12 protein-coding genes are annotated in these 12,910 nt (G+C 31.7%); 1 reads left to right on the top strand and 11 read right to left on the bottom strand.

The features are described from left to right. The first annotated feature begins 17 nt into the window (after window positions 1-17). Window positions 18-1,364 (top strand): Nramp family divalent metal transporter, encoded by a 1,347-nt coding sequence (locus HMPREF2578_RS03170; RefSeq protein ID WP_017175741.1) that lies wholly within the window; start codon window positions 18-20, stop codon window positions 1,362-1,364. A gap of 360 nt (window positions 1,365-1,724) precedes the next feature. Here the strand turns inward: HMPREF2578_RS03170 and auxB are convergent, their stop codons facing one another. The 11 genes from auxB to pdhA form a co-directional block, all read right to left on the bottom strand. Further along, entirely contained in the window at window positions 1,725-2,846 is a 1,122-nt protein-coding gene (auxB, locus tag HMPREF2578_RS03165; RefSeq protein ID WP_017175742.1) for a lipoteichoic acid stability factor AuxB, read from the bottom strand. A 72-nt stretch (window positions 2,847-2,918) separates the two neighbouring features. Further along, window positions 2,919-3,992: an ABC transporter substrate-binding protein gene (locus HMPREF2578_RS03160; RefSeq protein ID WP_017175743.1), complete on the bottom strand. Its 1,074-nt coding sequence runs from the start codon at window positions 3,990-3,992 to the stop codon at window positions 2,919-2,921. Beyond that, window positions 3,989-4,798, bottom strand: coding sequence for an ABC transporter permease (locus HMPREF2578_RS03155; protein WP_017175744.1), 810 nt, complete (start codon window positions 4,796-4,798; stop codon window positions 3,989-3,991). The genes HMPREF2578_RS03160 and HMPREF2578_RS03155 overlap by 4 nt, the downstream gene beginning before the upstream one ends. A gap of 5 nt (window positions 4,799-4,803) precedes the next feature. Next, window positions 4,804-5,607, bottom strand: a complete 804-nt coding sequence (locus HMPREF2578_RS03150) for an ABC transporter permease (protein ID WP_017175745.1) — start codon at window positions 5,605-5,607, stop codon at window positions 4,804-4,806. Then, window positions 5,600-6,694, bottom strand: coding sequence for an ABC transporter ATP-binding protein (locus tag HMPREF2578_RS03145; RefSeq protein WP_017175746.1), 1,095 nt, complete (start codon window positions 6,692-6,694; stop codon window positions 5,600-5,602). The genes HMPREF2578_RS03150 and HMPREF2578_RS03145 overlap by 8 nt, the downstream gene beginning before the upstream one ends. Window positions 6,695-6,707: 13 nt before the next feature. After that, entirely contained in the window at window positions 6,708-7,247 is a 540-nt protein-coding gene (locus tag HMPREF2578_RS03140) for a helix-turn-helix domain-containing protein (RefSeq protein WP_017175747.1), read from the bottom strand. 130 nt (window positions 7,248-7,377) lie between these two features. Then, the gene (locus HMPREF2578_RS03135) at window positions 7,378-7,650 is read right to left on the bottom strand and encodes a UPF0223 family protein (protein ID WP_048762325.1); all 273 of its coding nucleotides are present in this window, start codon (window positions 7,648-7,650) and stop codon (window positions 7,378-7,380) included. A 144-nt stretch (window positions 7,651-7,794) separates the two neighbouring features. Next, window positions 7,795-9,201: a dihydrolipoyl dehydrogenase gene (lpdA, locus tag HMPREF2578_RS03130; RefSeq protein WP_002455496.1), complete on the bottom strand. Its 1,407-nt coding sequence runs from the start codon at window positions 9,199-9,201 to the stop codon at window positions 7,795-7,797. 3 nt (window positions 9,202-9,204) lie between these two features. Then, on the bottom strand, window positions 9,205-10,509 hold the full coding sequence (locus HMPREF2578_RS03125; RefSeq protein WP_048762323.1) for a dihydrolipoamide acetyltransferase family protein: 1,305 nt from the start codon (window positions 10,507-10,509) through the stop codon (window positions 9,205-9,207). 208 nt (window positions 10,510-10,717) lie between these two features. Further along, window positions 10,718-11,695 carry an alpha-ketoacid dehydrogenase subunit beta gene (locus HMPREF2578_RS03120; RefSeq protein WP_002448131.1) on the bottom strand — a complete coding sequence of 326 codons (978 nt, stop codon included), beginning with the start codon at window positions 11,693-11,695 and terminating at the stop codon, window positions 10,718-10,720. A 3-nt stretch (window positions 11,696-11,698) separates the two neighbouring features. Beyond that, on the bottom strand, window positions 11,699-12,811 hold the full coding sequence (gene pdhA, locus HMPREF2578_RS03115) for a pyruvate dehydrogenase (acetyl-transferring) E1 component subunit alpha (RefSeq protein ID WP_002448048.1): 1,113 nt from the start codon (window positions 12,809-12,811) through the stop codon (window positions 11,699-11,701). Window positions 12,812-12,910 lie beyond the last annotated feature (99 nt).

Here is a 12,910-nt window from a genome sequence, read left to right as displayed (position 1 = left end):
ATTTTAGGAGTGTATGAATGAATTATATGAGTAATAAAAAACAACGTAGCTTAGACGAAATTAATAATACAGTAGACTTTAATAGTAATAAAAGTGCAAGCCAAAAATTTTTAGCTTTTTTAGGTCCAGGATTATTAGTAGCGGTGGGATATATGGATCCAGGTAACTGGATTACATCTATGCAAGGCGGAGCACAATTTGGCTATATTCTTCTTTTTATTATTTTAATTTCTAGTTTAGCTGCAATGCTTTTGCAAAGCATGACAGTTAGATTAGGTATTGCTACAGAGATGGATTTAGCACAAATGACACGTCATTATTTAAATCGCCCGTTAGCAATTATATTTTGGATAATAGCAGAACTAGCTATTATCGCTACAGATATTGCTGAAATTATCGGAAGTGCAATAGCTCTAGACTTATTGTTTAATATTCCTTTAATTATAGGTGCACTTATAACTGTTTTAGATGTTTTTCTTTTACTCTTTATTATGAAATTTGGCTTCAGAAAAATCGAAGCGATTGTCGGAACATTAATTTTTACTGTTCTAATTATTTTCTTATTCGAAGTATTTATTTCATCACCTAAAGTGATTAATATTCTTAACGGGTTTATTCCTCATAAGGATATCGTTACAAATCATAGTGTACTGTATATTGCTTTAGGGATTATTGGTGCTACAATTATGCCTCACAATCTCTATTTACATTCTTCGATTGTACAATCACGTAAATATGATAGAACTAATGAGAACGATAAGGCACAAGCAATTAAATATGCAACAATTGATTCTAATATACAATTAAGCATCGCTTTTATAGTAAATTGCTTGTTACTTATATTAGGTGCTGCACTATTTTATGGTGTTAATGCTGATAAATTAGGAGGATTTTATGATTTATATCATGCCCTTAAAACTCAGCCGCTTCTAGGGTCAGTACTTGGCAGTATCATGAGTACATTATTCGCTATTGCACTACTTGCATCTGGACAAAATTCTACAATCACTGGAACACTCTCAGGTCAAATTGTTATGGAAGGATTTTTAAGATTATCAATTCCAAATTGGTTAAGACGATTAATAACTAGAGGTTTAGCTGTCATTCCTGTTATAATTTGTTTAATTGTATTTAAAGGTAATGAAAATAAAATGGAACAACTTTTAGTACTTTCTCAAGTATTTTTAAGTATCGCTTTACCGTTTTCACTCATTCCTTTACAACTTGCAACAAGCAACAAAAAATTAATGGGCCCTTTTTATAATAAAAACTGGATTAACTTTTGTTCTTGGAGTTTAATTATTATTCTAAGCCTACTTAATGTTTATTTAATTATCGAAACATTTAAAGAATTTTTTGCATAAAATAAAACTATTGTTAAGGTATTGAACATGATATCTTAACAATAGTTTTTCTCTGTATTCTTTTAATTCATTATAACTTCCATAATATCATTGCAAACCACACTATATTAAACTTTCATATCAATGTCATAATATGAATAGTATAGATTTAATTTTTAATATTAATGTAGGTTTTACAAATACTCCAATAGAACTGATTATTGCGATTATATCATTTCAATGATGTATGCATTTTATTTTAATTTATATCTTTCTATTATTACATACTTATCCAATTTTATTTTTATTGACGATAAATAAACTCCCAAGCAATTTAATTCAAATTGCTTGGGAGCTATACGTAAAACTAATAACCTTCAATTATTCTTGATCAACTGAGTGTTTCTCTTTGTTTTCTTCTTTATTTAAAATTTGCTTACGTTCTTCATAATTCATTCGACGTTGATTAACAGCACTTGGCTGATTCTTTCTTTTTTCTTTCATACGTTGATTATAAGCTTTACGTTTTTCTTTTTTCTTAGCACGTAATTCCGCTTTTTCTCTTTTACGTTGTGCTTTTTGTTCTTTCTTATCAATATATGAGTCTGTTTCTACATTATTTTCATCATCATTAACTTCATTCGGCATACTATTTTTTGATTTATATTTATACTTTCTTTGTCTTGAAAGCACGCCAGAAGTATCATCATCATTTGAAGATTGTTGATATTCACTTGTTACAGCACGTTTAGGATATTGATTATATTTATCTTCCTCAATATCATCATTAAAATCTTGCTCATTATTATTTTGATTAATATGATTATAATCCTCATAATCATGTTCTCTTTCATTATAATAACTTGAAGGTTTACGACGAGTACGACGTTCTGATTTTTTAGTCTTACGAGGTGGTTCTATGTACTCTTCTTCATCATTATATTGAGTAGGTTCTTCTTCATAATAATATCTATCATCATAATCATCTCTTTGATTATAATAAGGGGGATAATCGTAAGTAGAACCATATGCTGGAACAGTTTCTAATTTACTTCTTCTTGCAAACATCATAATCGCTGTAATGAAGAAGAAGATTGGAATAATTAATGTAATAAATAATAACACTAAAGGCAAAGTAATAATGGAAGCAATTAAAAATAATATTCCAGATAAAATTCTAATATTCATAGAAATTAAAGCTAAAAATGAAATTAATAAACAAATGATAAAGTACACGATAATTGCCCAAATTCCATTTTGTAACCATATAACAAATTGAGTCGTATTTAGACTATTGTTAACTAGTATTTGTTGTATTAATTGATTATTATTCATGGAATTTTCAAGATTTTGAATTGATGTATCATTACTGAATGATACGAGTGCAATAAACATTGTAATAACCGTTAATATTAATAAGAAAATCCAACTAATCCAACCTAAAAGTTTCTCAGTTAAACGGCTCACAGGTCGTTTGATTTGTGTGTATCGTTCTCCTGACATTTATTACAACTCCTTAATTGACTTGTCAAATTATTATATCTAATTTATAGGAAAATAACTACTAATTATCACTTATTTTAACGACATTTTAAAATTCAAGAAACTTTCGTTATATTCTCCTAATGTTTTCTCCCCTAAATCTTTATAAACTTCTAATCGTTTTTGTTCTTTTTGAGTTGGATAAAAACGGTGATCATTTTTTATGTTATTAGGTAATAAATTTCTAGCCGCCTTATTCGGAGTAGCATACCCAACCCATTCTGTATTTTGTTTATTATTTTTAGCATCTAATAAAAAGTTAATAAATTGATATGCGCCTTCTTTATTTTGAGCAGTTTTAGGAATAACCATGTTATCAAACCATACATTCGAACCTTCTTTAGGAACCACATAATCATAAGTATCTCCCTCTTGAACAAGTGGTGCTGCTACACCACTCCATACTACAGCAATATGGCCTTCATTTTGTTGAAGCATCATAGTAATTTCATCGCCTACTACCCCTCTAACTTGAGGTGTAAGAGATTGTAAGTCTTGTTCTGCTTGCTTAATATGAACAGGATTGGAATCATTTAAACTATAACCCAATTTATTTAAAGCTAACCCTATAATTTCTCTAGCCCCGTCAACAAGTAATATGTCATTTTTGTATTTAGACTGATATAAATCGCTCCAACTATCAAATTGTTCATTAGGATACGCTTTTTTATTGTATAGAATACCTACCGTTCCAAAAAAATAGGGTAGTGAATAGGTATTATGTGGATCATAAGCCATATTCATATAATCAGAATCCAAATTTTTAATATTGGGTATTTTCTGATGATCTAAAGGTTCTAATAAATGTTCTCTTTTTAATTTTTGAACCGTATATTCACTTGGAAATGCAACATCATAATGTGTACCACCATTTTTAATTTTTGCTTCCATGGCTTCATTCGAATCAAACGTTTCATAAACAACTTGCATACCTGTCTCTTTTTCAAATTTCTTTATTAAATCAGGATCAATATATTCTCCCCAATTATATACATAGACTTTTTTACCAGTTTTTGTATGATCTTGAGAATTAAACCAATGACTTATTCCTAAACATATCAATCCTACTACAATGGCACCGATAATTAACTGAAAAAATTGTTTCATTCTATTGCACCTCTTTTAGCACTTCTACGTTTTAATGTATTTTGAAGTGCATAGTATCCAATAATACCTAGCACAATAGCTAAAAATAAGATTGTTGAAATAGCATTTATTTCCATACTGATACCTTTTCGAGCCATGGCATACACCTCTACTGATAAGACACTAAATCCATTACCTGTCACAAAAAAACTTACAGTAAAATCATCTAGAGAATAGGTAAGTGCCATAAAAAAACCACCAATAATAGCAGGCATTAAGTTTGGTAAAAGTATACGTCCGAGTACTTGAGATTCTGTAGCGCCTAAATCACGAGCTGCATTTAACATGTTATGATTCATTTCATATAGCTGTGGTAGCACAAGAATGACTACTATAGGTATACAGAATGCAATATGCGATGCTAATACTGTTCCAAATCCTAGCCCTAATCCAAATATATGTCCTAAAGCTGTGAACATAATTAAAAATGAGGCACCTATGACAACATCAGATGAAACCATTAGTACATTATTTAATGTAAGTAATGTCAATTTAAACTTCTTATTTCGCAAATAATAAATTGATATTGCTCCAAATGTTCCTATAATAGTAGATACTGCTGCGGATAGCAATGCAACTGCTATTGTATTAAATATTACAGACATTAAATGATCATCTTGAAATAAAGCTTGATAATGTTCTAATGTAAAATGTTCAAAATGTACCATATTTCCAGCTGAATTAAACGAATAAAACATTAAGAAAAAAATAGGAAGATATAATACAACAAGTAATATTCCTATATAAAGTTTTCCGTACCATTTCATTTAATTCACCCTCTTCCATTTGTTTCTTTAGATTTAGTAATAATTAAGATAAAGGCCATAAATACAATTAAAAAGATAGCTATTGTCGAACCCATTCCGTAGTTTTGAATAACTAAAAATTGTTCCTCAATAGATGTACCAATATTAATCACTTTATTTCCAGCTATCAGTCTAGTAATCATAAATAACGATAGTGCTGGTATAAATGTGACTTGAACACCTGTCATTATACCTTCTTTAGTCAAAGGAAGTATGATTTTACGAAAAGTAGTAAATGTATTTGCACCTAAATCACTTGAAGCTTGTAATAAATTATTAGGAATTGATTTCATGCTATTAAAAATAGGCAAAATCATAAATGGTATATAAATATAACTTGCAACAAGTAAAAACGCACCTGATGTAAACAACAAATTTAGGGGATCAATATGCATTATACCTAACATTTTATTAATCATACCTTCGTGACTTAAAATCCCAATAAAAGCATAAGTTTTTAACAATAAATTAATCCATGTTGGTATGATTAATATAAGTAACCAAATATTTTGGAATTTTGAAGATCTAATAAAATAGGCTGCAGGATAACTTATAATTAGTGTAATGATCGTTATAAGTGTCGCATAAAAAATAGAATCCCACATCATTTTTAAATATTTCATTGAAAAAACTTGGCGATAATTTGTAAAACTAAAGTGACCATTTATATCGATAAATGAAAAATATACAAGTAATAGCACAGGAATAATAATAAAAATAATCATCCATAATAAATATGGAATGATGAGAAATTTATTTAAATTACGCATGTTCAATATCCTCGTAACTTTCAATACGTTTATCAAATTCTTCTTCAGTTTCTCCAGGAACCATAATATGAATAGCTTCAGGTTCAAAAAACAAACCTACCTGACTTCCTATTGTGGTCTTTTTAGTAGATTGAATAACCCATTCATACCCTTTTTCATCAATACAACAAATTTCGTAATGTACACCTCTAAAAAGCATTGAATCGACAGTTGCAGTGAATAAACCTTGTGTCGATTCAACTAAAGAAATATCCTCTGGACGAATCACTACTTCAATTTTTTTCCCAGATGGAATCCGAGCATCAACACATTCAAAATCCTGACCATATATATTCACTACAAAATCTTTAACCATTGTGCCATCAACAATATTAGATTCTCCAATAAAATCAGCCACGAATCGATTCACTGGTTCATCATAAATATCTGTTGGTGTACCAAATTGTTGTATCTCACCATCTTTCATCACAAAAATATAATCACTAAGTGCCAATGCTTCTTCTTGATCATGAGTAACAAAAATAAAAGTGATGCCTAATCTTTTTTGTAACTCACGAAGTTCATATTGCATTTCAGTACGTAATTTTAAATCTAGTGCCGAAAGAGATTCATCTAATAATAAAATTTCAGGTTTATTTACAATAGCTCTGGCAATAGCGACTCTTTGTTTTTGTCCCCCACTCATTTCATCAATATGACGTTGTTCATAACCTGTGAGCTTAACAAGTTTTAATGCTTCTTTAACTTCCTTATCAATCTCTTGTTTAGAAAACTTTTTTAGTCTTAAACCAAAAGCAATATTCTCATATACATTTAAATGAGGAAATAAAGCATAATCTTGAAATACTGTATTTACTTTACGTTTATTTGCAGGTAATTTTTCGATAGACTGATTTTTATAAATAATTTGACCTTCATTAGGTTGTTCAAATCCTGCAATAAGCTTTAAAATCGTAGTTTTACCACAACCTGAGGGACCAAGTAACGTATAAAAATATCCCGATTCAATATCTAAGTTCATATTATTTAATATTGTTGTATCATTAAATTTCTTAGTAACTTTTTTAAAAGATAATAGTGATTCCAATCCATTTCCTCCTTTACAAATATGATGCTGTTGCTACAATTAGAATTTTAACTTCATTTTCTGAATGATTATGTAATTGATGTAATTCATTTGCTCTAAAATAAAGTACATCTCCCTCATAAGCTTGATAGCGCTCCTTACCTAACGTAAGTATTACACATCCCTCTAAACAATAAATAAAGGTATCAGATTCAGAAGGTTCAAAAGATTTGTACGATGATCCAGGCTTAATTGTTAATATAAGAGGTTCCATTTCATATTCATTTGAACTAGGTACAACCCAATTTAAAATATATCCTCTGTCATATTCATCATAAATAGTTCGTTCACTTTTTTTATATAATACTTTCTCTTTCGCTTTTTCTTTAAAAAAATCACTTGGTGTAGTACCTAATACTTCTAATATATTTAAAAATGTTTCCATACTTGGAGACGCATATTCACTTTCAATTTGTGAAATATATCCTTTTGATAAATCAGTTCGTTCCGCTAACTCTTCTTGAGTAAGATTTTTTTGACGTCTTAAATTTTTTAATTTATATCCAATCTGCATAACTAACCACCTAAAAAAGCTGTATATTGTTTACTATTATCAAACATTTTGTTTAATGCTTAATAAAAATAACAAAATACAGCTTTAAATTCAATAGGTATATTAAAAAATTGAGATTGAATTAGCAATCTTAATGTTTACTAAAATTTTCTCGATCAGGATGCTTTTTAACTTCTTGGATTACTTTATAGCTATTATAGCCACTTTTTTCTTCAAATTCTTTAAAAATTTGTTTTTCTTCAGCTTTACTTGGCACAATTTGTTTAAATTTTTTATATTGTTCCATTAACTCAGTACCTATTATAGACTTTTCATAATAGTTTTCGATTTGATTAAAAAATTTAATAACTTCAACCATTTCATCATTAGACCAATCTAAATCGAGTGGATATTGATATTCCATAGTTACCCTCCAAAATATAAACTTATTTCTATAAAAAAAGGTGGAACTAGATTCCTTATAAAAATCATAGTCCCACCGTAAATGGTTATTTCAATTATTTCAATTAAATACGTCGATTTAATTCACAATTATTTCAAAAGGAAATTACATAGTATGGATTGGTAATCCAATAGCTTTTTCAGCAACTTCCATAGTCATTTCACCTAATGTTGGGTGAGCATGAACAGTTAATGCGATATCTTCAGCATTCATGCCTGCTTCGATAGCTAAACCTAATTCAGAAATAATATCAGAAGCACCATTACCTGCTACTTGAGCACCAATAACTGTGTCATCTTCTTTTAATGTAATTAATTTAACGAAACCAGTTGTATCATCTAATGATAAAGCACGTCCGTTAGCAGCATAAGGGAATTTAGATGCTTTGAAATCTAAACCTTCTTCTTTAGCTTGAGCTTCAGTATAGCCAACTTGAGCTAATTCTGGTTCAGTGAAGCATACAGCAGGCATACCAATGTAATCAACTTCTGATGCTTGACCTGAGATTACTTCTGCAGCTACTTTACCTTCATAACTTGCTTTGTGTGCAAGTGGTAAACCAGGTACGATATCACCAATTGCGTAGATGTTTTTAATAGAAGTACGACTTTGTTTGTCTACTTCTAATAATCCACGATCAGCAAATTTAAGACCTAATTCTTCTAAGCCTAATTCGTCTGTATTTGGACGACGACCTACAGTTACTAATACATAATCAGCTTCAATTGTTTTTTCTTCACCTTTAGCTTCGTAAGTAACTTTAACACCGTTTTCAGTTTCTTCAGCGTTTTTAGCCATAGCTTCAGTGATAATTTCAACGCCTTTTTCTTTCATACCTTTTTTAACAGGTTGAACCATTTGTTTTTCGAAACCGCCAAGAATTTCTTTAGCACCTTCTAAAATTGTAACTTCAGAACCGAAGTTAGCAAAGGCAGTACCAAGTTCTGAACCAATATAACCGCCACCGACAACTACTAATTTACCAGGAACTTCTTGTAAGTTTAAAGCGCCTGTTGAATCGATAACGCGTTTACCAAATTCAAAATTAGGAATTTCAATTGGTCTTGAACCAGTTGCAATAATAGCATTTTTGAAGTTATACGTTTGAGCACTTTTCTCATCCATAACACGTAAACTATTTTCATCTACGAAATAAGCTTCACCACGAACGATGTCAACTTTATTACCTTTTAATAAACCTTCAACACCGCCAGTTAATTTATTAACAACTGATTGTTTAAATTCTTGAACTTTATCAAATTTAAGTGATACGCTTTCAGCTATAATCCCTAAATTTTCAGAGTGTTGAGCTTCTACGAAACGATGAGAAGCATGTAATAACGCTTTTGAAGGAATACATCCAACGTTTAAGCACACACCACCTAAGTCACCTTTTTCAACAATAGTAACTTTTTGCCCTAATTGAGCTGCACGAATTGCAGCAACATATCCACCAGGACCTGCTCCGATTACAATAGTATCTGTTTCAATTGGGAAATCTCCAACTACCATGTTTTACCCCTCCATTAATAATAATTCTGGATTATTTAATAAGCGTTTGATATGATTCATAGCATTTTGACCAGTTGCACCATCAATTTGTCTGTGGTCAAAGCTTAATGATAATGCTAATACTGGAGCTGCTACAATTTCACCATCTTTAACAATAGGTTTTTGAGCAATACGTCCAATACCTAAAATAGCTACTTCTGGGTGATTGATAACTGGAGTGAACCATTGTCCACCAGCTGAACCGATGTTACTAATTGTACATGTAGCACCGCTCATTTCTTGAGATGTTAATTTACCATCACGAGCTTTAACAGCTAATTCATTGATTTCATCTGAGATTTGGAAAATAGATTTACGATCTGCATTTTTAACTACAGGTACTAATAAACCTCTTTCAGTATCTGCAGCGATACCGATATTCCAGTAATGTTTGTGTACAATTTCACCAGCTTCTTCATTAAATGATGTATTAAGTGCTGGGTATTTTTTAAGTGCAGAAACAAGCGCTTTAACAACATATGGTAAGAATGTTAATTTAATACCTTGTTCAGCTGCAACTTCTTTGAATTTTTTACGGTGATCCCATAATTCTTGAACATCAATTTCATCCATTAATGTTACGTGTGGAGCAGTGTGTTTTGAGTTAACCATTGCTTTAGCAATTGCTTTACGCATAGCAGGGATTTTTTCTGTAGTTTCAGGGAAGTCTCCTTCAGGTACTGATTGAGTTTGAACTGCAGAAGTATCTTCTGATGTTGAAGCAGCTGCACTTTCATTTGAAGCTGTTGCTGCTTGAGCACCGCCACCATTTAAGTGGTTATCGATGTCTTCTTTAGTAATACGTCCATTTTTACCTGAACCAGAAACTGCTTTAATGTTCACGCCTTTTTCACGTGCATATTTACGTACAGATGGCATTGCTTTAATTCGTCTATTTTCGTCTACTTTTTCATCTTGTGATGTTGAAGCTGCTGGAGTTTCTTCAGTTTTAGCTTCTTCTTTTGCAGGTTCTTCTTCTTTAGATGAAGCATCGTCATCATCATGACCTTTAAATTGCATTTCTTCTGCATCTGGTGCGTCAATTTTAACAATGACATCACCTACAACTGCTACAGTGCCTTCTTCAACTACTACTTCTTCAATTGTACCGCTTACAGGAGATGGGATTTCTACTACAGATTTATCATTTTGAACCTCTGCTAATACGTCATCCTCTTCAATTGTATCTCCGGCTGAAACAAACCACTTAACGATTTCACCTTCGTGGATACCTTCACCAATGTCGGGTAGTCTAAATTCAAATGCCACGTTCTTATCCTCCTAAGATTTAAATATTTATTATTTAAATAAATTTATAACATAGAGGAAGGACAGAATAATATGTCGTGTCTGTTAACACTTTATCATTTTGTCCTACGTCTCTAGTTTACAATTAATTATATATACATAAAATAAATAGAAAATACTTATTTTAAATATATAGATTCATATATAGCTTACTGTTTTGTATATACTATTAGAATTCTAAAGTAGCTTTAGCTTGTTCAATAATATCATTTTTATTTGGTAACCAAACGTTTTCAGCTTGAGTAAATGGATATACAGTATCAGCAGCAGCAACACGTGCAATTGGAGCTTCTAATGAAAGAATAGCACGTTCAGCTAATTCAGCTGCTACAGTAGCACCAACACCAGCTTGACGTTGAGCTTCTTGAACAACTACTGCACGACCAGTTTTTTCAACTGATGCAACTAATGTATCAATATCGATTGGTTGAACTGTACGTAAATCGATAACTTCTACAGAGTAACCTTCTTTTTCAAGTTCTTCTGCAGCTTTTTCAGATTCTTGTACCATTGCACCGTATGCAATTAATGTAATGTCATTACCTTCTTTTTTGACATTTGCTTTACCAATTTCAATTGTATATTCTTCTTCAGGAACTTCTTCACGGAATGAACGATATAATTTCATGTGCTCTAAATATACAACTGGATCGTTTGATCTAATTGATGAAAGTAATAAACCTTTAGCATCATAAGGACCAGATGGAATAACTACTTTAATACCTGGTGATTGAGCTAAAATACCTTCTAAGTTATCTGCGTGTAATTCTGGAGTGTGTACCCCACCACCAAATGGTGTACGAATTGTTACAGGAGCAGTTTTAGAACCACCTGAACGGAAACGCGTACGAGCGATTTGACCAGCAACTTCGTCAAACACTTCAAATACGAATCCTAAGAATTGAATTTCCATTACAGGACGGAAACCTTCTACAGTTAAACCAAGAGCTAAACCACCAATACCAGATTCAGCTAATGGTGTGTCGAATACACGGTCTTCACCGAATTCTTTTTGTAAACCTTCAGTAACACGGAATACACCGCCGTTAACACCAACGTCTTCACCGAAAATTAAAACGTTTTCGTCATTTTGCAATTCAGTTTTAAGCGCATTGTTAATCGCTTGAACCATTGTCATTTGTGCCATGGCTTATTTCGACTCCTTCTCTTTGTAAATTTCATATTGTTCAGCTAAATTTTGAGGCATATCTTCATACATGATATCCATTAAATCAAGAACAGTTTGTTTTGGAGTATTGTCAGCCTCTTTAATTGCTTTCTTGATGTCGTCTTTAGCACGTTCAATAACTTCGTTTTCTTTCTCTTCGCTCCATAATCCTTTATTTTCTAAGAATTTTCTGAAACGAACTAACGGGTCTTTTTTCTCCCACTCTGCATCTTCATCTGAAGTTCTGTAACGAGTTGGATCATCTCCAGCCATTGTATGTGGACCATAACGATAAGTCATAGTTTCGATTAATGTTGGACCTTCACCATTAATTGCGCGATCACGAGCTTCTTTAGTAGCTTGATATACAGCTAATGCATCCATACCATCAACTTGGATACCAGGGATACCTACTGCAATTGCTTTTTGAGCTAATGTAGTAGCAGCTGTTTGTTTACTACGTGGAGTAGAAATAGCATAGTTATTGTTTTGGATAACAAAGATTGCTGGTGCTTTATAAGCAGAAGCAAAGTTAATACCTTCGTAGAAATCACCTTGTGAAGAACCACCATCACCAGTGTAAGTGATAGCAACTGCTTTTTTACCACGTTTTTTAATACCGAATGCCACACCAGCTGTTTGGATATATTGTGCACCGATAATGATTTGTGGACTGAATGCGTTTACGCCTTCAGGGAATTGGTTACCTTTAAAGTGACCTCTTGAGAATAAGAAAGCATCAGTTAACGGTAAACCGTGCCAAATAAGTTGTGGTACATCACGGTAACCAGGTAAAATGAAGTCTTCTTTTTCTAAAGCATATTGAGAAGCTAATTGAGATGCTTCTTGTCCTGCTGTTGGAGCATAGAAACCTAAACGACCTTGTCTATTTAAAGAAATAGAACGTTGGTCAAGAATACGTGTCCACACCATTCTTTCCATTAATTCTACTAATTGTTCATCAGTTAAATCAGGTACTAAGTCTTCATTTACGACATTACCATCTACGTCCAAAATTTGAACCATTTCAAATTTCGACTGAGTATCATTTAATACTTTTACTGCATCGAATTGGGCTTGTAACTTAGGAGCCATTCAATTCACCATACCTTTCCCATATAATAGAAATTCATTTTATCCACTCATAGTGTACCACAATTATTTTAGACTGTTAAACATTTTCATAAAGTTCTG

Origin of the sequence: Staphylococcus sp. HMSC072H03, assembly GCF_001809305.1 — a bacterium.
GTDB classification, from domain to species: domain Bacteria; phylum Bacillota; class Bacilli; order Staphylococcales; family Staphylococcaceae; genus Staphylococcus; species Staphylococcus hominis.
The sequence above is the reverse complement of the archived record's forward strand: the minus strand, read 5'-3'. Positions and strand labels throughout refer to the sequence as shown.